The sequence below is a fragment of the Pseudoalteromonas sp. 23_GOM-1509m genome, assembly GCF_000518425.1.
Taxonomy (GTDB): domain Bacteria; phylum Pseudomonadota; class Gammaproteobacteria; order Enterobacterales; family Alteromonadaceae; genus Pseudoalteromonas; species Pseudoalteromonas tetraodonis.
The window spans coordinates 440,682-463,225 of sequence record NZ_KI912433.1 but is presented as its reverse complement, the minus strand read 5'-3'; the positions used below and the strand labels follow the sequence as shown (position 1 = coordinate 463,225).

General features: G+C 40.3%; 17 protein-coding genes and 1 tRNA gene. 13 read left to right on the top strand and 5 right to left on the bottom strand.

The window, feature by feature from the left end:
- The first annotated feature begins 107 nt into the window (after positions 1-107).
- Both N523_RS0115570 and N523_RS0115565 read left to right on the top strand, forming a co-directional pair.
- Entirely contained in the window at positions 108-425 is a 318-nt protein-coding gene (locus N523_RS0115570) for an antibiotic biosynthesis monooxygenase family protein (protein ID WP_028833903.1), read from the top strand.
- A 93-nt stretch (positions 426-518) separates the two neighbouring features.
- Positions 519-977, top strand: coding sequence for a GNAT family N-acetyltransferase (locus tag N523_RS0115565; RefSeq protein WP_028833904.1), 459 nt, complete (start codon positions 519-521; stop codon positions 975-977).
- A 113-nt stretch (positions 978-1,090) separates the two neighbouring features.
- On the opposite strand, the gene N523_RS0115560 is transcribed toward N523_RS0115565, so the two are convergent.
- Positions 1,091-2,047, bottom strand: a complete 957-nt coding sequence (locus N523_RS0115560) for a methylenetetrahydrofolate reductase (RefSeq protein ID WP_008110265.1) — start codon at positions 2,045-2,047, stop codon at positions 1,091-1,093.
- Between the two features lie 240 nt (positions 2,048-2,287).
- Between N523_RS0115560 and N523_RS0115555 the strand changes: the two genes are divergently transcribed.
- Positions 2,288-5,170 (top strand): M16 family metallopeptidase, encoded by a 2,883-nt coding sequence (locus N523_RS0115555; protein WP_028833905.1) that lies wholly within the window; start codon positions 2,288-2,290, stop codon positions 5,168-5,170.
- A 75-nt stretch (positions 5,171-5,245) separates the two neighbouring features.
- Here the strand turns inward: N523_RS0115555 and N523_RS0115550 are convergent, their stop codons facing one another.
- Positions 5,246-5,560, bottom strand: coding sequence for a helix-turn-helix transcriptional regulator (locus N523_RS0115550; RefSeq protein WP_013465706.1), 315 nt, complete (start codon positions 5,558-5,560; stop codon positions 5,246-5,248).
- Between the two features lies 1 nt (position 5,561).
- Complete coding sequence (locus N523_RS0115545) at positions 5,562-5,969, bottom strand: hypothetical protein (RefSeq protein ID WP_036949621.1); 408 nt, start codon at positions 5,967-5,969, stop codon at positions 5,562-5,564.
- A 326-nt stretch (positions 5,970-6,295) separates the two neighbouring features.
- On the opposite strand from N523_RS0115545, the gene cysE reads away from it, so the two are divergent.
- Together cysE and N523_RS0115535 are read left to right on the top strand one after the other, a co-directional pair.
- Positions 6,296-7,114: a serine O-acetyltransferase gene (gene cysE / locus N523_RS0115540; RefSeq protein ID WP_010387694.1), complete on the top strand. Its 819-nt coding sequence runs from the start codon at positions 6,296-6,298 to the stop codon at positions 7,112-7,114.
- A 17-nt stretch (positions 7,115-7,131) separates the two neighbouring features.
- Positions 7,132-7,776 carry a hypothetical protein gene (locus N523_RS0115535; protein ID WP_028833907.1) on the top strand — a complete coding sequence of 215 codons (645 nt, stop codon included), beginning with the start codon at positions 7,132-7,134 and terminating at the stop codon, positions 7,774-7,776.
- A 15-nt stretch (positions 7,777-7,791) separates the two neighbouring features.
- Here N523_RS0115535 and xseA read toward each other — a convergent pair whose 3' ends face one another.
- A complete protein-coding gene (gene xseA / locus N523_RS0115530) occupies positions 7,792-9,126 on the bottom strand; it encodes an exodeoxyribonuclease VII large subunit (RefSeq protein WP_028833908.1) in 1,335 nt (444 codons plus the stop codon).
- Positions 9,127-9,260: 134 nt separating this feature from the next.
- On the opposite strand from xseA, the gene guaB reads away from it, so the two are divergent.
- From guaB to rimI, 6 genes are all read left to right on the top strand, one after another.
- A complete protein-coding gene (gene guaB / locus N523_RS0115525) occupies positions 9,261-10,730 on the top strand; it encodes an IMP dehydrogenase (protein WP_008110278.1) in 1,470 nt (489 codons plus the stop codon).
- 105 nt (positions 10,731-10,835) lie between these two features.
- Positions 10,836-12,413: a glutamine-hydrolyzing GMP synthase gene (guaA, locus tag N523_RS0115520; RefSeq protein ID WP_010387703.1), complete on the top strand. Its 1,578-nt coding sequence runs from the start codon at positions 10,836-10,838 to the stop codon at positions 12,411-12,413.
- Positions 12,414-13,194: 781 nt separating this feature from the next.
- Complete coding sequence (locus tag N523_RS0115515; protein WP_231485841.1) at positions 13,195-14,577, top strand: response regulator; 1,383 nt, start codon at positions 13,195-13,197, stop codon at positions 14,575-14,577.
- A gap of 229 nt (positions 14,578-14,806) precedes the next feature.
- A tRNA-Trp gene (locus N523_RS0115510) sits at positions 14,807-14,883 on the top strand.
- Between the two features lie 64 nt (positions 14,884-14,947).
- On the top strand, positions 14,948-15,232 hold the full coding sequence (locus tag N523_RS0115505; protein ID WP_028833910.1) for a hypothetical protein: 285 nt from the start codon (positions 14,948-14,950) through the stop codon (positions 15,230-15,232).
- Complete coding sequence (rimI, locus tag N523_RS0115500; protein WP_028833911.1) at positions 15,219-15,683, top strand: ribosomal protein S18-alanine N-acetyltransferase; 465 nt, start codon at positions 15,219-15,221, stop codon at positions 15,681-15,683. Before N523_RS0115505 ends, rimI begins: the two co-directional genes overlap by 14 nt.
- A gap of 3 nt (positions 15,684-15,686) precedes the next feature.
- Here the strand turns inward: rimI and N523_RS0115495 are convergent, their stop codons facing one another.
- Positions 15,687-18,344, bottom strand: a complete 2,658-nt coding sequence (locus tag N523_RS0115495) for an ATP-binding protein (RefSeq protein ID WP_028833912.1) — start codon at positions 18,342-18,344, stop codon at positions 15,687-15,689.
- Positions 18,345-18,691: 347 nt separating this feature from the next.
- Here N523_RS0115495 and prfC point away from each other — a divergent pair, with 347 nt between their 5' ends.
- The gene (gene prfC, locus N523_RS0115490) at positions 18,692-20,281 is read left to right on the top strand and encodes a peptide chain release factor 3 (RefSeq protein ID WP_028833913.1); all 1,590 of its coding nucleotides are present in this window, start codon (positions 18,692-18,694) and stop codon (positions 20,279-20,281) included.
- A 62-nt stretch (positions 20,282-20,343) separates the two neighbouring features.
- Positions 20,344-22,086 carry an arginine--tRNA ligase gene (argS, locus tag N523_RS0115485; RefSeq protein WP_028833914.1) on the top strand — a complete coding sequence of 581 codons (1,743 nt, stop codon included), beginning with the start codon at positions 20,344-20,346 and terminating at the stop codon, positions 22,084-22,086.
- Positions 22,087-22,544 lie beyond the last annotated feature (458 nt).

Here is a 22,544-nt window from a genome sequence, read left to right as displayed (position 1 = left end):
AGTTATTTGACAAACTAATTATGGCTCTGGCTTTGAATTAAGCTAACCCACGAAAAGCGGAGGCTAACACCGTGTGGGAGTCATTATGTCTATGCCTAGGAGTTACAATGCCAGTTATCGCAGACACACCAAAACCTCCATACTTTGCTGTAATTTTCACTTCTACACGCACGGAAGGTGATAATGGGTACGGTAAGATGGCAAATAGGATGGTTGAATTAGCAGAAAAACAGCCTGGTTATTTGGGAGTGGAATCAGCAAGAGAAGATGTTGGCATAACAGTATCTTATTGGACAGATCTCGATTCAATTAAAAAGTGGAAAGCTAACTCAGAGCATTTAGAAGCTCAAAAAACTGGACGTAAATCTTGGTACGAATCTTTCAAAGTTCGTATTTCAAAAGTAGAACGAGATTACGGCATATAACAAGAGCTTTAAACAGAACTTGCTCCTCACCCGTTTTAGCCTGTTAATTAGGCGTTGTTAGAAGCAATGCAAATTTTTGAGTACAACCATACTATGATAAACAAGCTTGATAATCCGAATAAAGAAGTTGCCAATCAAATTTTCGAGGTCTTTCAAAATTCTTATAAAGTTGAAGCTAAACTTATTGGTACTCTTAATTTTCCACCGTTATCGCGCAGTGCCAAAGATATAGAAAGTTCCAAAACCCTATTTTATGGTTTTATTGAAAATGGATTTATTGCCGCAGTTATAGAGATTACTTTAAAAGGTAAGCATTTAGAGATCGACAGCTTAACTGTTGACCCAAGTTATTTTAGGAAAGGCATTGCAAACAAATTACTTAGTTACGTTCTTGGCTCATTCGAATATACAAAAGCCATTGTAGAAACGGCTGTAGCTAACGAGCCTGCAATAAAGTTGTACAAAAAGCATGGCTTTGTGGAGTTCAAACGGTGGACTCCATCTCATGGCATCGAAAAACTAGCTTTGTTCAAACCTCACAGATCAAGTTAGTACTTATTAAAATAAACGAAGCTAACTACTTGAACCGGCTTATTTTATGTAGCTTATCATTCTGCCCGAACCCCGAACCCCGAACCCCGAACCCCGAACCCCGAACCCCGTAATTAAGCTATTAGTTTCTCCGCAAGGTTGAGTTCCATCGTTGCTTTTAATAAACGGTATAAGTTAATTGATGCATCTATTTCTTCTTTACGATTGGTTAAGCTTTCAATATTTAAACCCAGTGGTACACCTAAGTGGGCACAGCTTTTTAAAATTGAGTCGAGATTTTCACGACAAATACGTACCGATTCGCTTAGTGTATTTTCCGAATCAAGCATGCGCCATTTAGTTGCCTCTGGCACTGAGATGCCTAGCCACTGCATAAACTCTAAGGTTTTTTCACCACCACAAGGCGTAAAGGTCAATATAATCCGATTAGGTGTCAGGCCTTGTGCTTTGCATGTGCGCGCATAACTGGTTATTAAATCTATGGTTGCTTGTGCGTTGTACACGGCTTGAGAGATAAAAAACTGGCATCCTTGTGCTGTTTTTTCTATTAATCGTTGGTGCTCGTTGCGCTTATTGGCATGGCGCTCAGCAATAGTGACACCACCTAAAAAGAAGTCTTCTGACTGCTCTGCTAGTGTTTTATAGGCATTCGGTAAGCTCAGCTTTATATCACCTGCTGATGAAGGGCTGCCCACTAACACCACGTTTTTTAAATCGTAGTCATTTTTAGTTTCATCTAACCACGCTTTAAACTCACTCACACCGCGCTGAGCTACACTTTTATAAGTAATTACATCAAGATCAGATAAGCCTCGTAAGAGTTGACTGTACTCGCGCGGATCAACTGTTTGCTTAAATGCAAATGGACGCGCTTGCTCTGTACGGCTGCTTTCATCTTGAATGTCATAAATAATCACACCGTCATATTCAATTTCGTGTAAACGGCCTAATAACTTTTCGGCAATGACTTTTAATTGCGCTTTATCAGTCCCAATTTTTGGCGGTGTTGTGCCAATAAGGTAAACACCTTGGTTGGTGTCCTGTATTTTTTCTTGAAGTGATAAAGCCATAATCCTCATTCCAGCTTAATTTGTGATGATGGATTTAATATAGCAGCCATTTAGACGTCTAGATAGATTTATTTTGTTGAAAGTTTCTCAACTAACGTGAATTATTTTCATAGTTAAATTAAATAACTGACACAGTTGTTTACATAATTAATAGGCTTAGGGCTCTTATATTTAATTACTTTACGGCATACTTAGTTTGGTAAATGTTTTAAAAATTGCTCAATTTAAAAAGGGATAACAATGAAATTTAAATTATTGGCAACTAGCCTAGCGGTATCGCTGGCCTTAACAGGTTGTGCTATGCCGCAAAGTCAAAACACGCAAACAGCAGCTCAACAAGAACAAGTTAATAAAGCAGATGAGCGTGTTTTTTCACAAGATTACCTAATAGAAGAGCTAGATAACGGCCTACGTGTGATGGTAGTTAAAACCGATTACCCAGATGTAGTATCGCTACAAATACCGGTATCTGTTGGCTCGCGTAATGAAGTGGAAGCAGGTAAAACTGGTTTTGCTCACTTTTTTGAACACATGATGTTTAAAGGCTCTGAAAAGTTTCCGCAAGATGTGTATTCAGATATTCTAAAAAATTCAGGGGTTGATAACCGCGCCTACACAACTAACGATTACACTAACTACCACTTAAATTTTTCAAAGCAACATCTTGATAAAGTACTTGAGATTGAAGCTGATATTTTTCAAAACCTAAGCTACACCGAAGAGCAATTTAGAACCGAAGCGCTAACGGTTAAAGGCGAGTACTTAAAAAATAACGCCAGTCCAATTCGTAAATTATTAAGTGCGGTACGCCAAGAAGCGTTCGAAAAACATACCTATAAACACACTACAATGGGCTTTTTTGAAGACATTGAAGCTATGCCAGATCAAATGGCCTACGGTAAAGAGTTTTTTGATAAGTTTTATAAGCCTGAATATGTATCGCTTGTGATTGTTGGTGATGTTGATCCAAAAGAGACCATGGCGATGGTTAAAAAACACTGGGGTAATTGGCAAAAAGGCGACTATGTTGCTGATATTCCAAAAGAGCCAACTCAGCAAGCGCCAAAATATGTGCATGAGCAAAACGAAGGATTACCTGGTCACTGGTTACTCGTGTCGTACAAAGGCGCTGCATGGGAGCCTCAGAAAAAAGACAGAGCCGCATTAGATTTACTGTCGCAGCTTTATTTTTCGAGCAATTCAGATATTTACCAAGAGCTGGTAGTAGAAAAGCAAATAGCGAGTCAAATGTTTACCTATAACCCTGAAACTAAAGATCCAGGGTTACTGCATGTATTTGTAAAAGTAGAAAATGCCGATGATTTAGCCACAGTGCGTGATGCCATTAATCGTACGTATGCCAAAGCGCGTACCGAGTTGGTTGATAGCCAAAAACTTAGCGATTTAAAGTCTAACCTTAAATACAGCTTTATAAATGGTTTAGATTCGTCGCAAGCAATTGCCTCTACACTTGCCAGCTATATGCATTTTGAGCGCGATCCTGAGGTAATTAACCAACTGTATAAATCGGCAGACAATATCACTAGCGAAGATATTAGAGCCGTTGCCAATAAGTACTTTGTTGATAATGCGCGCACCACAATTACTATGTCGGCACTTGATAAAGCCCCAGGTTTTGAACAAGAAAGCGACTTAGATGCCTTGGTAGCTAAGTATCAGCAAGTACCGAGTAAGCCTATCTTTAAAGTGCTGGATAAAACTAATAGCTCGCCTTTAATCGATATTAACTTATTATTTAATACCGGTGCCGCTGCCGATCCGCAGGGTAAAAAAGGCGTGGCGGCACTGACTGCCGCAATGCTGGCGCAAGGTGGCTCAACCTCAATGAGTTACAAAGATATTAAAAAGGCAATGTACCCGCTGGCGGGTAGCTTTGGTTATCAAATAGATAAAGAAATGCTGTCGTTCCAAGGGCGTATTCATAAAGATAATGCAGCTCAGTGGTATGCCTTAGTGAGTGAGCAGCTATTAAGCCCAGGCTTTAGAGAAGATGACTTTAAGCGTCTGAAAAAAGAAATGATCGATGGCATTAAATCGGGTTTAAAAGCTTCTAATGATGAAGAGTTGGGTAAAGAAGTCCTCTACAGTGTGCTTTATAAAGGCCACCCTTATGAAAGCTATAACTACGGTGACTTATCAGATTTAGAAGCGCTGACCCTTGATGATGTTAAAGCGTTTTATAATGCTGAGCTTACACAAGCTAAACTTACTGTGGGTTTAATTGGTGCAGTCCCTACAAAACTCAAAGCACAAATGTTAGCTGACTTAGCGACACTCCCTAAAGGCGAACAAAGCCGCTTAACAATCCCTGATGCGCCAGAACTTAAAGGTCATCATGCAACGATTGTTGAAAAGTCAGCGCAATCAACGGCTGTGTCGTTCGGGTTTCCTATTGATACCATTCGTAGCAGCGAAGACTGGACCGCATTGTGGCTAGTGCGTTCGTACTTTGGTGAGCATCGCAGTTCTAACAGTTACTTGTACGAACGTATTCGTCAAACGCGTGGCATGAATTACGGTGATTACGCCTACATTGAATACTTCCCTCGTGGTATGTTTCAAACTAAGCCAGATGCAAACTTAGGACGCTCTGAGCAAATTTTCCAAGTGTGGCTGCGTCCACTGCGCTCAAACAACGATGCGCATTTTGCAACCCGTACCGCATTATTTGAGCTGGATAAGTTGATTAAAAATGGTATGACTGAGGCAGATTTTGAAGCCACACGTAACTTTTTAATTAACTTTGTGCCACAAATGGTTGCTAGTCAAAATCGCCAGTTAGGTTATGCGCTAGATAGCGAGTTTTATAACACCGATAGTTTTGTAAACTACGTCACAAGCAAACTGAAAACATTGACTGTTGACGATGTAAATCGAGTGATTAAAGACAACCTACAAACTGAGAATATTCACTATGTGTTTGTTACCGGTGATGGTGAAGATATGCAAAAACGTTTAGCAACTATGCAAACCTCGCCTATGGAGTATAACACCGATAAGCCTGCCGAGTTAGTGGCTGAAGATAAGGTAATTGCTGATTATAAACTGGCAATTCCTGCAAAAAATATTGAAGTAGTAAAGGTGGATAAAGTATTTCAATAATTTAAGTTTTTAAGTATTAAAAAATGCCCCTGTGCAGTAAGCATTGGGGCATTTTTATATTTTAGGTTGTAAATACTAGTTACTTACTAAAAGTACTGAGGCTGCACCAAGAGCAAAACTAATAACAGAGCTAATAATCAAACCTGCAATAAAACTTTTAGATGGACTGTTATTGGCATCATTTTGGTTGTTTTCATCAAGCTTAATAAGCTCACCTTGGCGTACTTCAAATACCGCACATAAGGCCATGGTGGTTTCTTTTGAGGCTGCACCTTCTTTTTCTACTCGTTGAATGGTTCGCAAGCTTACATCGCAGGCATCGGCAAGCTGTTGTTGTGTCCAATCGAATGTGTGCCTGAGCGACTTTACCGTTGTAGGGTTTAATTGCATGTTAAAGTTTCCCTACAAATAGTTCCATTACTGCTGCAGTGGTATAGCCAAATACTGCACCACCTAATGCACAGCCTAGAATAAATAAAGCTGCTTTTTTAGGATCGCTAGGAAGACTACTTTGAACTTGCTTGGCAAGCACTTCTTGATCTTTGTAAAGAGTGCATTCAAGTCGTCCTGTCAGTATATTGAGCATGTCAAATTTCACTTGGTACTGCGAATTTTCAAAATCAAATGTGTGTGAGCTTTTTATATTAACGCTGCGTCTGCTGCTAACTAAGTCATCGTTAACATAGACTTCTTCTTTACCAGTAAAGTAGCTTCCAAAACAGGCTATTTGGTTATCGCCATCTTGAAAGTAAAATTTATAGCCTAATTTTTTTGTATTTAATATGTCGTTTTTCATCATCGTTATCCTTGTTGAGTTGATGATGCTAATTTAGCGTTTATTATTATTTTTTACGCCGTCAGCAGTACGCCAGTGGCTATTTTGGCACATGACACACGTGCTGTCATATGTTGTTATTTGTTGATTTTTATTAACTTATTTTATTTTTGCACAAATGGTCAAACCTGCCTAGCTGTCATATGACATGACTTGAAAAAAGTAATATAAACCTGAAACTTAACTGGTTATATATAATAACCAGAACAAATAACGAAGGGATTAACACCTAGGCGGCTAAATCCGTTAGAATTGGTCATAGGCTCTTTGTAATAACTTAAGGCAGTATTATGCGTCATGAAATTTGGCAACAGCTTCGTAGTGAAGCAAATGAAGTAGTAACTCGTGAACCCCTTTTAGCGAGCCATGTGTATTCGTGTATTTTAAATCATGAGTGCTTAGGGTCGGCATTGAGTTTTATTGTTGCTAACAAGCTAGCTGATGCTGTGGTTTCTGCTTTTACAATCCGTGAGCTGTTTGACCAAGCTTTTGTAAAGTGTGACCGCATGCTGACACATGTTGCTCATGATATTAAAGCAGTAAAAGATCGTGACCCTGCCGCCGAAACCTACCTTACTGTGATTTTAAATTTAAAAGGGTTTCACGCCATACAAGCACACCGCTTAGCTAACTGCTTATGGCAACAAAACCGTAAAGAGCTTGCGCGCTTTATTCAAAGTCGTACCTCAGAGGTGTTTGGGGTTGATATTCACCCTGCTTGCAAAGTAGGCCAAGGCATCATGTTTGACCATGCCACCGGTATTGTTATAGGTGAAACCGCCGTAATTGAAGATAATGTATCTATATTACAATCGGTTACACTAGGTGGTACGGGTAACGAGCAAGGCGATCGCCATCCTAAAATTAGAGCGGGCGTACTTATTGGGGCGGGCGCTAAAGTGTTGGGTAATATTGAAGTAGGCGAGGGCGCACGTATTGGCGCAGGTTCAGTGGTATTAAGCCCTGTACCACCTCACACAACTGCTGTTGGCGTACCTGCAAAAATTATTGGTCGCCCTGATTGTGAGTGCCCGGCAGAAAGTATGAACCAAAACTTTTTAGAATATCCTGAGCCAGAAAACGAATCGCACACCAGTGCAATGCTTTAATTTTTGAGTACCTAGAAATGATATATAAAAGTAACTTTGTGGCTATGCTGCTCTGTTTTTCTTCAGGCGTGGCATTAGCAAGTGGTTACTTTTTGTTTTTTAAAGATTCCACTCGTGTTTCCTCAGCGCCCAAACAAGCTGTAATCTCTTCGGCTAACACTCAAGTCAATAATCAGCCAACTACTTTGCAAGGCTTAGTGCAGGTTAATAAAGCCCAAGTGGCTGATCAACAAACTCAGCTAGCACAACATGTGGTTGAGCTTAATCAGCGGCTTGAAAAAAAATCAATCCAGCTTAAGCAGTCTCAACAACAGCTAAAGTTAAATCAATTAGAAAGTGTAGAGCTTGATGATGAGCTCGCAATACAGTTTGAGCAAGAGGCTGATAATCTCGAATGGAGTTACGAGCTTGAAGTCGCGTTAACTGACTTTTTAATTATTAATGAGTTTGCAGATAGCGCTGAGCTTACAGCGCTTAAGTGTAAGCAAACAATTTGCAAGTTTGAGCTTACCATAAATCAACATGCCGTTAATTATGGGGCTAAATTATGGCGCGAGCTTAACGATAAGCTTCACCTTGAACCTTGGTGGCAGCAATTTAAACTCAGTGCATCTCAATCTAACGATGCCCGTATTGAGTTTACTGTTAGTACGCAAGGCTAGCGCTTAGCAATATGGCTAAGCTTCTACCTTTGAAATAACCTGGCCATCTACTAACTCAGTGATCAATACATCACCCACTTTTACATCTTCCACTGATTTAACCACTTTATTTTGCGCTGTTTTCGTTATGCTGTAACCGCGCGCTAATACATTAAGGGGGCTGACCGAATCAAGCCGACTTGCTTGTAAGGCAAGCGTATTATTTGCGTGTTGTAGTTGTTGCTGCATCGCTTGATTTAGCCTTGCATGGAGCTGTGCTAACTGATGGTTTGCATTTGCTAGCTTTTTATCTGGTGATTGGCGCATTAGTCTGGGTGTTAAATTAGCTAACACGCGTTCTTGTTGATATAAACGCTGACGCATTGCCTGTTGCAGTGCAATACTCAACTCATCTAAGCGTTGTGATTTTTGGTTTAGCTGATTGCGCGGGTGGCACAAATTAAGGCGATGCTGCAATTGTATGGCTAGTGCGCGTTTATCGGCAATGTCGTGTTTAAATGCATTCGCTAAACGATTAATTAACTGATTAACCCTATTATGTAGCTCTTGTGTATTGGGGCTTACGAGCTCTGCGGCTGCAGAAGGGGTTGCGGCGCGAACATCAGCGACATAATCGCTAATTGTGGTATCTATTTCATGGCCAACAGCGCTCACAATAGGCAGCGAGCTTTGATAAATAGCACGAGCAAGTTGTTCATGGTTAAAGCACCATAAATCTTCTAATGAACCACCACCGCGTCCGAGAATGATAACGTCGACTTCATTACGTAAATTTGCCAGCTCTATTTGCTTGATTAAATGGCCATGCGCTTCTTTGCCTTGCACCATCGCAGGGTAAATAACCACTTCTAATTGCGGCGCACGACGCTTTAAAACAGTTAAAATATCTTTGATTGCGGCGCCTGTAGGTGAGGTGATCACCCCTATGCGATTTATGTTTTGGGGCAGGGGCTTTTTATAAGCGGAGCTAAATATGCCCTCTGCAGCCAAACGCATTTTTAGCGCGTCAAACTCTTGCTTAAGTTGCCCTTCGCCGGCAGGCTCCATATGTTCAACAATAAGCTGGTAGTCACCACGGGGTTCGTACAAAGATACACGTGCTTTAACGGTTACTTGTGCGCCGTTAATTGGTCGGTAACTTTGGTTGCGATTATTGCCTCGCCACATGGCGGCTTTAATTTGCGCTTTATCGTCTTTTAACGAAAAATACCAATGCCCAGAAGCAGGCGCAATAAAGTTAGAAATTTCACCAGTGAGTACTAAAGACGCAAAACCTTGTTCAAGTAGGGCACGTATTTCACGATTAAGGCGAGATACGGTATAAACCGTTTGCGAGGGCTTAGAAAACATAAAAACTACCAAAAAACATTTATAAATCTAGCTTATCATAAATAAATACAAAATATTATTTACTAGTGCCTACAACGCTGTTAAAATTTGGCCGCAATTCCTTATCTTAGATCCACATGTGAGAAGTTGCCAAAATGCTTAGAATCGCTAAAGAAGCTCTTACCTTTGATGACGTACTTTTAGTACCTGGTCATTCTACTGTTTTGCCACATACGGCAAATATTTCAACTCGCTTAACGCGTGGTATCAAACTTAACTTGCCGCTCATTTCAGCATCTATGGATACTGTTACAGAAGCTCGTTTAGCTATTGCCCTCGCCCAGGAAGGTGGTCTTGGTTTTATTCATAAAAACATGACCATTGCAGAACAAGCGAAAAATGTTCGTAAAGTTAAAACCTATGAAGCAGGTATTGTTTCATACCCTGTTACAGTTACTGCCGATCTGACTATTGCAGATGCTGTTGAATTGTCTCAGGAAAAGGGATTCTCAGGTTTTCCGGTCACCGATAGCGAAAATAACCTTGTAGGTATTGTAACTAGTCGTGATATGCGCTTTGAAACTAAGCTTGAACAGCCGGTTTCAACAGTGATGACGAAAAAAGAAAACCTAGTAACGGTTAAAGAGGGAACGGCTCGCGAAGATATCTTAAGCTTAATGCACGAACACCGCATTGAGAAGATTCTTGTGGTTGATGATGCGTTTAAACTTAAAGGCATGATCACCGTAAAAGATTACCAAAAAGCACAAGACAAACCAGATGCATGTAAAGACGAGCAAGGTCGTTTACGTGTAGGTGCTGCGGTAGGTGTTGGCGCAGGTACTGATGAGCGTATTGCTGCATTAGTTGAAGCCGGTGTTGATGTACTACTAATCGATACTTCTCATGGTCACTCACAAGGTGTTATTGACCGTGTTGCAGCGACTCGTCAAGCTTACCCTGATTTACAAATTGTTGCGGGTAACGTGGCAACTGCCGAAGGTGCTATTGCCCTTGCAGATGCCGGTGTTGATGCTGTTAAAGTAGGTATCGGCCCAGGTTCTATTTGTACTACACGTATTGTTACTGGTTGTGGTGTACCACAAATAACAGCTATTTCTGATGCGGTTGAAGGCCTTAAAGGTCGCGATATTCCAGTGATTGCCGATGGCGGTATTCGTTTTTCTGGTGATATTGTAAAAGCATTGGTTGCGGGTGCATCGTGTGTAATGGTTGGCTCTATGCTCGCGGGTACTGAAGAAGCACCAGGTGAAGTGGAGCTTTATCAAGGTCGCTATTACAAGTCTTACCGTGGTATGGGTAGCCTAGGTGCGATGGATCAAAAAGAAGGGTCATCGGATCGCTACTTCCAAAAATCAAACCAAGCTGACAAGTTAGTACCAGAAGGCATTGAAGGTCGTGTTGCTTATAAAGGGCCAATTGCGACCATTATTCACCAACAAGTGGGTGGTCTTCGCAGTGCAATGGGCTTAACCGGTTGTGCCACAATCGAAGAATTAAACACTAAACCACAGTTTGTACGTGTAACTTCTGCTGGTATGGGTGAGTCGCATGTTCATGATGTGCAAATCACTAAAGAAGCACCGAACTACCGTTTAGGCTAATCAGCCTTTAACAACTTGAAAAAAGTGGGCTAACCTTTGTTAGCCCTAATATAGTCACACAGCTTAAGCTGGTGGCGTTTAGCACCTGACTTTACGAGATACTTCATGAGCAAAGACATTCACGATTCACGAATCCTCATTTTAGATTTTGGTTCACAATACACGCAGTTAATCGCCCGTCGCGTGCGCGAAATTGGTGTTTATTGTGAGCTTTGGGCTTGGGATGTAACCGAAGAGCAAATTCGCGAGTTTAACCCACAAGGTATTATCCTTTCTGGTGGCCCAGAATCAACCACGCTTGAAAATAGCCCGCGCGCTCCTGAGTATGTATTTAATGCAGGCGTTCCAGTACTTGGTATTTGTTACGGTATGCAAACTATGGCAACGCAGCTTGGCGGCCGTGTACATAGCTCAGATAAAAAAGAATTTGGTTACGCACAAGTTGAAAAAGTGGGTAACTGTGCATTATTTGATGCCATTGAAGATCATATTACTGATGGCGGCAATGGCGTACTAGATGTGTGGATGAGCCACGGTGATAAAGTAATGGAAATTCCAGATACGTTTAAAACCACAGCTAAAACATCTACCTGCCCGCATGCGGCAATGTCTAACGAAGAAAAACGCTTTTACGGTGTACAATTTCACCCAGAAGTAACGCACACACATCAAGGTCAACGTTTACTAGAGCGTTTTGCTATTGATATTTGTGGTTGTGAAAAATTATGGACGCCAGCAAAAATCATTGATGACGCCATTGAGCGTATCAAAGAAACTGTAGGTGACGACGAAGTTATTTTAGGTTTATCAGGCGGTGTAGATTCATCGGTTGTAGCTATGCTTATTCACCGTGCTATTGGTGAGCGACTAACCTGTGTATTTGTTGATAACGGGCTACTTCGTTTAAACGAAGGTCAACAAGTAATGGACATGTTTGGCAATAAGTTTGGTTTAAACATTGTTAAAGTAGATGCCGAAGATCAATTTTTAAATGACTTAGCAGGTAAATCAGATCCTGAAGATAAGCGTAAAGCCATTGGCCACACGTTTATTAATGTATTTGATGAGCAAGCTAAAAAGCTTAAAAACGCAAAATGGTTAGGCCAAGGTACAATTTACCCTGACGTAATCGAATCAGCGGCTTCAGCGACTGGTAAAGCACACGTGATTAAATCGCACCATAATGTGGGCGGCCTACCAGATGACATGCAAATGGGCTTAGTAGAGCCATTACGTGAGTTATTTAAGGATGAAGTACGTAAAATTGGTTTAGAGCTAGGTTTACCGTACGACATGCTTTACCGTCACCCATTCCCAGGGCCAGGTTTAGGTGTGCGTGTACTTGGCGAAATCAAAAAAGAGTACTGTGACTTACTTCGCCGCGCGGATGCTATCTTCATTGAAGAGCTTCACAAAGCAGAGCTTTATCATAAAGTAAGCCAAGCGTTTACTGTATTCTTACCGGTTAAGTCGGTAGGGGTTATGGGCGATGCACGTAAGTATGATTGGGTTGTTTCACTTCGTTGTGTAGAAACCATCGACTTTATGACTGCGCGTTGGTCACATTTACCGTATGAGTTTTTAGGTGTGGTTTCTAACCGTATCATTAACGAAATCGACGGTATCTCACGCGTTGTTTACGATATTTCAGGAAAACCACCTGCCACTATCGAGTGGGAATAATCCTATGCTGCAAGCCATTATTTTATTAATGGCTTGCTTTTTTATATGGAGATTAATTTTTTAACCATCGCCCAATTATAAACCCACCTAATTTAAAACCACCAAGCAGAACTTTATTAATACAATGACACAGTAGGGTGCATAAGAATATCAATCAAAACCTTAATGGCATTGAATAAGCTCGGTAAACTGTCCTTGTAGCGCTGCGCTTTGTAGACACTGTAAAAAGTACGGCTAAATTCGAAAACGTATCTATAATATAAATGAAAACAAACAACTCAGGTATGAGATCATAATTTTATCCTTATTTGCAGTGTACGATGTAAGCCCTTTCGCTGAAACTAGCTACAAATTAATAAAATGAATGTGTTAACACAGGTAAGAATAAAAGCGTTTTATTAATGCTTTGCTTTTCTACTGTAATGCTTAGAGCTCCATATTGATAACATGGACAAGCAAGCAAAAATACGCTGTTTATTGGAGGAGGAAATTGTTAAATACCATCCTACGTCTCCTATAGCTATTTATTGAAGCATAACTTGATATAAGGGTAGTGAGGTTTTTTGTGATAACTGATACATCAACGGTTAATAGGTTCGAAGAGCAAATGCAACTTTTCATCCTTTGGTTATTGTGTGTGGGTGGATTGTTAACTGCAACTAGCTTACTTATACTTGAGCTGCAGAATAATATACTATCACTAGTGATAATTGGTGTGTGGGAGTTATGCACATTAAGCGCTATTGCCTTTAAAAAAATTCGACAACGCTTATTAACGCTATTGGCTATTTTGATTACGTTGGCTTTTCCTTTTCTTATTTTGGTTAATGGCGTTATCCCGGTAAGTCTAGCGCCGCTTTTTGTGGTAGTATTAGTGCTCGTCTTAAAGAGCAAAACGCGTATTATCTGCATTTGCATCTTAAATATTGCGCCATTAATGTTACTTGCCAATGCTGAGCCCCAAACCACAGCGATAGTGGTGCGCATTGTGTTTAGCAGTATCGTTCTTTCTATCTTAGTTTATTATTTTCTTAATAGTTATCAAGTCCTAGTCGATAAAACTCAATCGCAATTAGATACCAACGAACGAATATATGGGGTCATTGGGCATGAGTTGCGAACACCCGCTGCAACCATAAAAATGCTGATAGATATTGAGCTTGAACAAAACTGTTCGAAAAATATTTTAGAGGTGCAGCGGTTATCAAGTCACTTACTGTGTGTATTAGATGATATGAAGACGTCCTCTAATAGTACTTCGTTAGGCATGTACAAAAATAATGAAACTATATCGGTTCATGATACTGTTGAACGAGCGATTGAAGGAGTAAAGCCTTTAGCCGAAAAGTATAATTTTATTATTAACTTCTCAGCAAAAAGAGCAGTTACAGAGCATCATATAGGCTCCACTAAAGCTATCTTCCAAATTATTCAGAACTTAATTAAGAATGCCATATTACATAGTGGTGGCAGCACAGTCACTGTAATTAAATCAACCGAATCTTTAAGTCATGATAAAACCCATTATCGTATTAATGTTATTGATGATGGTAAAGGTATAGATGCCAAGTTTCGAGATAAGATGTTTAATGCATTTGAGCGTGGCGAGACATTGAGTGAAGGCACTGGACTTGGGCTTAATATCTGCAAGCAAATAGCTAACACTTTGGAAGAGGGGGATTTAAACTATATTAGTAGCAAAAACGGTGGCGCTAATTTTGAGCTTACCTTTGTTTTACATAGTGTTGATGAGGATGATGCAACTTCATTATTAACAGATGATTTCGAATTACTACAAAACCTAAAAATACTATTAGTCGAAGATACACCAATTTTGCGCATGGTAGCTAGTAAGATCCTTAGCCAAAATGGCGCGATAGTGACTGAGGCAGAGGATGGTATTATTGGTTTAAATCAGGCAGGCACAGGCGATTTTGATTTAGTCATTACAGATATCATGATGCCAAATTGTGATGGCTACGAACTAACTACTAAACTTCGTGAGCAAGGCTTTGCTAATCCTATTATTGGTGTAACAGCTGCCACGGTTGGCAGTGAAGCTGAACGCTTAATTTCGTGCGGCGCGAATGCGGTTTTACCTAAGCCATTAACACTTTTAAATATTACAGAAGAGCTGAAGAAGTTAAAAGTAATTAAAGTTTAAGTGTTTACTGGTAATTACTCTATGGCTAATTTGAAGTCAGAGTATCTATTTTAGTTTTACACTGTGTGAGCTAAGACACTATAAGCTAGTGAGAGTGGTTGTTAAAAAGTGAAAAATCATAAATTAGCATGCTAATTCGCCGTTTTGTTTATTTAAAAAGCAAACAAACCAAAAAGTTGATTTTTTACTTTACCTTTGTCAAAAGGTCTTTATAATTCATCGTCATTGCAGGGGCGTAGTTCCAATTGGTAGAACAGCGGTCTCCAAAACCGACGGTTGGGAGTTCGAATCTCTCCGCCCCTGCCATTTCTTCTTTACATCGTTTTGATTACTTCCTATATTATTCATCTTACTAATCCATCGAGTTGTTATGCATTCACGTTACGCATCTGTTTTTGGTATAGAAAAGCTTGAACTTAATCAACACTTTCGCCCAGCTCAACCTGAGCCGTCAGCGACTTCATCGTTAATACTCTGTGATACATTAAAAGATGATATTGAGCGTGCGTTTGCACCTGTAACAATAAACTCAATTGTTAAATCGCCAACCATTGAGTTTAGTGAGCAACAATTAGGCCTGCCTGATTCGAACCTAACCTGTGCGCAAAAACGTGCGTTATGGGCATTAATGAGTGAACACCTTGATACACTTTAAGTCGGTTACCGATGATAATATCAATGAACTGATGGCTATTGAAAATGCCTGCCATACACACCCTTGGACGTTAAAAACCATGCAGTCGTGTTTGCAGGGGCGTTATTTCAATTTAGCTGCGTTCGATGATGGGCAAATGATAGGCTTTTACATTGGTGAAAAAGCAGGGCCCGATTTTACCTTAATGGATATTTGTGTCGCCCCGAGCTTTCAGGGACAAGGATTTGCTAAGCAGTTATTAACGCAGTTTATAGCGTACGGCGAGCAACACAGTGCCGAAAACTTATTTTTAGAAGTGAGAGAGTCTAATACGCGGGCGATTGCTTTGTATGAGCGTGCGGGCTTTATTGAAATGTCAGTACGTAAAAATTATTACCCCAGCGATGCGCCAAATAAAAATGGCTTTGAAGATGCGATTTTAATGGGCATGGCACTGGGTTTAAATTTTTAATGATTACTTATTAGCGATGGCTTGTTCTATTGCTGTAATGAGTTCTACAACGCGTTTTTCTCTTTGAGTCATATCATTGCCTTTTAAACTTTGCTCAAGCGCTGATGCGCTATGGTAAATATCATCAAAGTTAAAACAACCAGCACTGCCCTTAATACTGTGGGCAAGTGCGCGTAGTGTTTCGCAATCTTGGTTGTTATAAAGGGTTTTTATCTGCTTTAAGTAATCAGGTAAACTTGCCAAATAATTAGCATTTATTTGCTGAAATTTCTCACTTTTTAATAAGCTATCCCACTTATTTTGATTATCGCGTTCAAGGTGTAAATAGCTGACTAATACATTTTCTAGTGCGTCTTTATCAATGGGTTTACCAAGCGCTTTGTTACAGCCTGCTTCAAGGTAAGTATCTATATCATGGTTCATGACATTAGCGGTTAGGGCGATAATTGGGCCATCGTAGGCGGCATCTCTGAGCATTTTAGTTGCTTCTAAGCCGCCCATAACCGGCATTTGCATATCCATGATTATAAGCTGATAGTCGTTCACTAGTGCCATTTCTACTGCTTGTGCGCCATTATTGGCTATATCAGGCTCTAACCCCCATGTTTGAAGGAGTAATTTTATCAGCAACTGATTATCGGGGTTATCTTCTGCCACTAAAATATGCGCATCAAAGTTATTGGTTGCAAAAGAAAGTTGCGGGTCTTTTTCGGGTGATAGCTGAGAGTGTTCAGTCAAAAAAAGGTTACTACTAAGCCCATTACCTAAATGGCAATCTATATCGATAGTAAAGCAACTACCCACACCCACTTCACTGGTTACGCTGACATCGCCACCGAGCAGTTGAGCCAAATTTTTTGAAATACATAGCCCTAATCCTGTACCACCAAATCGGCGTGTGGTTGTGGCATCGGCTTGTTCAAATGGCGTAAATAATCGACTTATTTGGTTTGCCGACATGCCTATACCGGTGTCTTCTACTATGAATGTTAGTATTTTTGGTGCTTGAAATTTTGCCGTAATTGTTACTTGGCCTTGTTCAGTGAATTTAACTGCATTACTGGCAATATTAATCAGTATTTGTTTTAAACGAGTAACGTCACTATTTATGGTATGTGGTAATGGTAGCGAATAATTAATTGTAAATGAAAGCTGTTTCTCTTGTGCTAAAGGTTTAATGATTGATTCAACATCATGAATAAGCTGCACAACATTTAATGGCGTTTGCTCAACAGCGAGTTTTTCGGCTTCAATTTTTGATAAATCGAGGATGTTATTAATAAGCTCTAATAAATGTTTTGAATTACGAAGAATAGTGCCTAAATGATGTTTATCGTTTGTTTTCTTATCGCTATGCAGTAGTTGCTCGGTAAAACCCATAATAGCAGTGAGCGGAGTGCGAATTTCATGGCTCATATTGGCTAAAAAACGACTCTTAAGCTGGTTTGCTTGCTCTGCTTGAGCGATGGCTGTTTCAAGCTTACTATTCATTGCTTCAAGTGCCTTAGTACGGCTCTCTACTTTGTCTTCTAAGTGATGCTTATATTCTTCTAGCTGCTCTTGATAGTGCTTAATTTGGTTAATCATGTGATTAAAGTCGTTAAACAGTATGCCTACCTCATCGGTTGTATAAGCAGGCAGTGTGACTGAAAGGTCGCCATCACCAACGCGATGACTTGCTTCACCTAGTAATTCAATTGGGTTAAGCAGTAAATTGCGCACCACAATAAAAATTAAGATCGGTAGGGTGATCACAGAAATAATTACAATTAGCCCAGTGATGACACTAATTGCTTTACCTGATTGATACAGTACCGCTTTAGGAATGGTCGACACATAATAGTAGCCGCCACTCATTTGGGCTGCGAAAATCAATCGTTCTATTTTATCAACGCTCGAAAGCTCAATGGTTGATAAGCTGCCAATATCAGCTAGGTCATTAATTTTATTAAGTTCATACTCACTAACATAGTGGCCACGCATTTTGTAATCAGAGCTAAATAAAATTTTACCATCATTGGCGAGCAGTAAATTTAAGGTGTTGTTATAAGGGGCTTCTAAAATACTGGTGTTTAAAATTGAAGGGTCGACCTTAAGGACAATAAAACCAAGTTGTTGTGGGCGTTTTAAATAGTAGTCAACGCTGTATATGCGTTGCACAAAATATAAGTTGGTGGTGCCGTCTTCTTTTTGCACCATAAACTGCTGCTGGCTTAAATTGCTTTGTATGACTTGGTCAAAAAACGGATAAGACTTTGGCGCGACAGTTAAATTACTGGAGTAATAGGCATCACTTTCACCGGTTTTTGAGACTAAATTAATACTAATAATATCAGGGTAGGCTTCACTGTAACTGGCAAATACATCCATTAACGCCCCAAGGCGATAGGTATAGCTGGCGTCTTCAAATAAATCTTTAGCTAAAAAGTCACTTAGTACCGGTGAGGCAGAGAGTAACTTAGCCGTTGCATGAAAAGAGTCTATATAGTTGAATACTTTTTGCTGTTGTTGCTCTACAAAGCGACTCATGATCAAGTCAGCTTGTTTTTGCGTAGAGTTAGTTACATTAGTGAGCGTAAACCCACCTAAAAATAACAACGGCAGTATAACCAGTGGAGTTATATACCATAATAATCGAATACTTAGCTTACTGGTTTTCATTACCCAACATCAAATCCTCCATGTAATCGAACAATAATATGATTTACAGAACCATTACTCAAGCTTGGTGTTAAGTTAGTGGGCAATTTATAGCGTTATTGTTAATAATCGCTGAAAACACCAAACTTAAAAAAGATCCGTTAATAACCAACCATTGATTGTTTATAAAGCCAAGATCAGCGAAAATAGTCTTCAATTACGATTAACTTAACGGATAGCGTCACAAGAGCTAATTTGGGTTCTTGTTGGGGTATGTTGCGCTTTCTAGGTTAGCTTGTTTTTAGCCTTGAAAGCTCAGCATACTAAAATACAAATACATCCGTATATCAACTAAAAGAACCTTTTTAATGGCAGACCAAAATCTCCTTAGCGAAATTAATAAACGCCGTACCTTTGCGATCATCTCGCATCCGGATGCGGGTAAAACCACTATCACAGAAAAAGTATTGTTATTCGGACAAGCAATTCAAAAAGCCGGAACAGTAAAAGGCCGTGGCTCTAATCAGCATGCTAAGTCTGACTGGATGGAAATGGAAAAAGAGCGTGGTATTTCTGTTACTACTTCTGTAATGCAATTTCCATATAACAATGCGTTAGTTAATTTACTTGATACTCCAGGACACGAAGACTTCTCTGAAGATACTTACCGTACATTAACCGCGGTAGATTCGTGTTTAATGGTGATAGATGCCGCCAAAGGTGTAGAAGAACGTACCCGTAAGTTAATGGAAGTAACACGCCTGCGCACCACGCCGATTGTTACCTTTATGAATAAATGTGACCGTGATATTCGCGACCCAATGGAGCTACTCGACGAAGTAGAAACAGAGCTAAATATTGCTTGTGCACCTATTACGTGGCCAATTGGCTGTGGTAAAGAATTTAAAGGTGTTTACCATATCCATAACGAAGAAACTATTTTATACAAAACAGGCCAAGGCCATACTATTCAAGAAGTGCGTAGCATTAAAGGACTTGATAACCCAGAGCTTGACCAAGCGATTGGTGATGAACTTGCAGCCCAGTTACGTGACGAGTTAGAGCTGGTTATTGGTGCATCACACGAGTTTGATTTAGATCTGTTCTTAGCGGGTGAGTTATCGCCTGTATACTTTGGTACTGCACTTGGTAACTTTGGTGTAGATCATGTTCTAGATGGACTGACTGAATGGGCGCCAACGCCTTTACCTCGTGAAACAGAAGACCGCCAAGTTGTAGCCACAGAAGAAAACTTCACTGGGTTTGTATTTAAAATTCAGGCCAACATGGATCCAAAACACCGTGACCGTATTGCCTTTATGCGTATTGTGTCGGGTAAATACAGCCAAGGCATGAAAATGAATCATGTGCGTATAGGTAAACAAGTGAGTATTTCTGATGCGGTAACCTTTATGGCGGGCGATCGTGAGCGTGCAGCTGATGCTTACGCTGGTGATATTATTGGTTTACATAACCACGGTACGATTCAAATTGGTGATACCTTTACCCAAGGCGAAAAAATTAAGTTTAGCGGTATTCCAAACTTCGCCCCTGAATTATTCCGCCGTATTCGTCTGCGCGATCCATTAAAACAAAAACAGCTATTAAAAGGACTGGTACAGCTTTCAGAAGAGGGCGCAGTACAAGTATTCAGACCATTAATTAATAATGACTTAATTGTAGGTGCGGTAGGTGTGTTGCAGTTTGACGTGGTGGTAGCGCGTTTAAAAGCTGAATATAACGTTGATGCAATTTACGAAAGCGTGAATGTAAATACAGCCCGTTGGGTTAGCTGTGATGATGTTAAAAAGTTTGAAGAATTTAAACGTAAGTGCGAAAGCAACTTAGCACTTGATGGTGGCGATAATTTAACTTACATCGCGCCGAGTCGTGTAAATCTTAACTTGTCGACAGAGCGTTACCCTGAAGTGACATTTAATCACACGCGTGAAAACTAGCACTTAGCCTCTAGAATTAACACAAAGCCTGCTTTGGCGGGCTTATAAAGGTAAATAATATTATGAATATTCGTACTATTTTAGTAGAAAAAGCCATTGCCGCTATGACCGCCGCAGGCCTACCAGAAGATACTAACCCAGCGGTTACCCAAAGCACTCGCCCACAGTTTGGTGATTACCAAATTAATGGCGCGATGGGCGCAGCTAAAAAAATGAAAAGTAACCCGCGTGAATTGGCGCAAAAAATTATTGATCAGTTAGATGTAAGCGACATTGCCGAAAAAACGGAAATTGCTGGCCCTGGTTTTATTAATATTCACTTAAAGCCGGAGTTTTTAGCTCAAAGCGTACAAGCTGCTAATAACCACGCAAAACTTGCCGTAAATGAGCACGCCAAACCACAAAAAGTAGTGGTTGATTACTCATCGCCTAACCTTGCAAAAGAAATGCACGTAGGTCACTTACGCTCAACTATTATTGGTGATGCCGTAGTACGTGCGCTTGAATTTAGAGGCGATACCGTTGTTCGTCAAAATCACATGGGTGATTGGGGCACACAGTTTGGTATGCTAATTGCGCATTTAGAAGATCAAATTAACCAAGGTGTTGATTTAGATACTGTTGCGCTTGCTGATTTAGAAACCTTTTACCGCGATGCGAAAAAGCGTTTTGACGACGAAGAAGGCTTTGCCGATAAAGCGCGTAACTACGTAGTTAAACTGCAAGGTGGCGACGCACACTGTGAAAAACTGTGGAAACTATTTATTGCCACTTCAGTTAAGCATTCTGAAGAAGTATACAAGCGTTTAAATGTAACACTGACACCTGCCGACATTATGGCTGAAAGTGCTTATAACAGTGAACTTAACGATATTATTAGCTTATTAAAAGATAAAAATATCGCAGTAGAGTCGCAAGGCGCACAAGTGGTATTTTTAGATGAGCTGGCAAATAAAGACGGTGAACCTTCAGCGTTTATCGTACAAAAATCAGGTGGCGGCTTTTTATATGCAACCACAGATTTAGCAGCGTGTGATTATCGCTCAAACAAGTTGGGTGCAGAGCGTATTTTAATCTTTGTTGATGCACGCCAGAGCCTTCACTTTAATCAAGTAGAGCTAACTGCACGTAAAGCCGGTTTGTTACGCGATGAAACTAGTTACGAGTTTTGCCCATTTGGCACCATGATGGGCGCTGATGGCAAACCATTTAAAACCCGTACAGGCGGCACGGTAAAATTAGCTGATTTACTTGAAGAGTCAATTACTCGTGCAGCAGCCAAATTGGCTGAGCGTGAATCAGATTTATCTGACGAAGACCGTAGTGAAATTGCACGTAAAGTGGGTATTGGCGCAGTTAAATATGCTGACCTTTCTAAGCATCGTACCAGCGATTACATCTTCAACTGGGACAGCATGCTAAGCTTTGAAGGTGCAACAGCCCCTTACTTACAATATGCTTATACGCGTGTTCGCAGCATTTTCCGTAAATCTGGCGTTGATGCTGCAAGCTTAAAAGCCGATGTAAGTATTATTGAGCCGCAAGAGAAAACCCTCGCGCTTAAATTATTACAGTTAGAAGAAGTTCTTGATCTGATGATCAATGAAGCCACACCGCACGTATTATGTGGTTATTTATACGAACTAGCTAGTTTATACATGACATTCTATGAAGCTTGCCCAGTACTTAAAGAGGGCGTAGAGCCAAGTGTTCGTGATAGCCGTTTAGTGTTGTGTAATTTAGTGGCAGATACGCTGAAAACGGGTTTAGATCTGTTAGGCATCGAAGTCATGGAGCAAATGTAATCTGCTGCGTGTAGTTCGCTTTGACTGCGTTGTCGTGCTTTTTTAGCCTAAGTCACATACAAAAACGTATGCTCCTTGGCATAAAAAAGCACTTCGCCTTGTCAGCACTTCTACACTTGCAGATGCGAAGCTTGGCACTAAATAGTTGGCCCTAATCACATACAACTACGTATGCTCATAGGGATAAGTCGAGTGTCCGCCTTATCTTAGACTAAACTACTTAGGTGAACGTCTGCTGCGTGTAGTTCGCTTTAGCTGCGTTGGTAAAACTATTTAAACCGTATGCTCCTATGCATAAATAGTTTTACCGCCTTGCTAGCACTCCTAGACTTACAGATAATTTTAGGTTTAGGTGTTAGATTTATATTGACACTGTTCGGTATGTTCACCAATTTTGTAGCTGATAGCTGATAGCTGATAGCTGATAGCTGATAGCTGATAGCTGATAGCTGATAGCT

Excerpts from the sequence above, each read along its gene's own strand:
- N523_RS0115570 (WP_028833903.1), top strand. The coding sequence starts at position 108 with ATGCCAGTTATCGCAGACACACCAAAACCTCCATACTTTGCTGTAATT.
- N523_RS0115565 (WP_028833904.1), top strand. The coding sequence starts at position 519 with ATGATAAACAAGCTTGATAATCCGAATAAAGAAGTTGCCAATCAAATT.
- N523_RS0115560 (WP_008110265.1), bottom strand. The coding sequence starts at position 2,047 with ATGGCTTTATCACTTCAAGAAAAAATACAGGACACCAACCAAGGTGTT.
- N523_RS0115555 (WP_028833905.1), top strand. The coding sequence starts at position 2,288 with ATGAAATTTAAATTATTGGCAACTAGCCTAGCGGTATCGCTGGCCTTA.
- N523_RS0115550 (WP_013465706.1), bottom strand. The coding sequence starts at position 5,560 with ATGCAATTAAACCCTACAACGGTAAAGTCGCTCAGGCACACATTCGAT.
- N523_RS0115545 (WP_036949621.1), bottom strand. The coding sequence starts at position 5,969 with ATGATGAAAAACGACATATTAAATACAAAAAAATTAGGCTATAAATTT.
- cysE (WP_010387694.1), top strand. The coding sequence starts at position 6,296 with ATGCGTCATGAAATTTGGCAACAGCTTCGTAGTGAAGCAAATGAAGTA.
- N523_RS0115535 (WP_028833907.1), top strand. The coding sequence starts at position 7,132 with ATGATATATAAAAGTAACTTTGTGGCTATGCTGCTCTGTTTTTCTTCA.
- xseA (WP_028833908.1), bottom strand. The coding sequence starts at position 9,126 with ATGTTTTCTAAGCCCTCGCAAACGGTTTATACCGTATCTCGCCTTAAT.
- guaB (WP_008110278.1), top strand. The coding sequence starts at position 9,261 with ATGCTTAGAATCGCTAAAGAAGCTCTTACCTTTGATGACGTACTTTTA.
- guaA (WP_010387703.1), top strand. The coding sequence starts at position 10,836 with ATGAGCAAAGACATTCACGATTCACGAATCCTCATTTTAGATTTTGGT.
- N523_RS0115505 (WP_028833910.1), top strand. The coding sequence starts at position 14,948 with ATGCATTCACGTTACGCATCTGTTTTTGGTATAGAAAAGCTTGAACTT.
- N523_RS0115495 (WP_028833912.1), bottom strand. The coding sequence starts at position 18,344 with ATGAAAACCAGTAAGCTAAGTATTCGATTATTATGGTATATAACTCCA.
- prfC (WP_028833913.1), top strand. The coding sequence starts at position 18,692 with ATGGCAGACCAAAATCTCCTTAGCGAAATTAATAAACGCCGTACCTTT.
- argS (WP_028833914.1), top strand. The coding sequence starts at position 20,344 with ATGAATATTCGTACTATTTTAGTAGAAAAAGCCATTGCCGCTATGACC.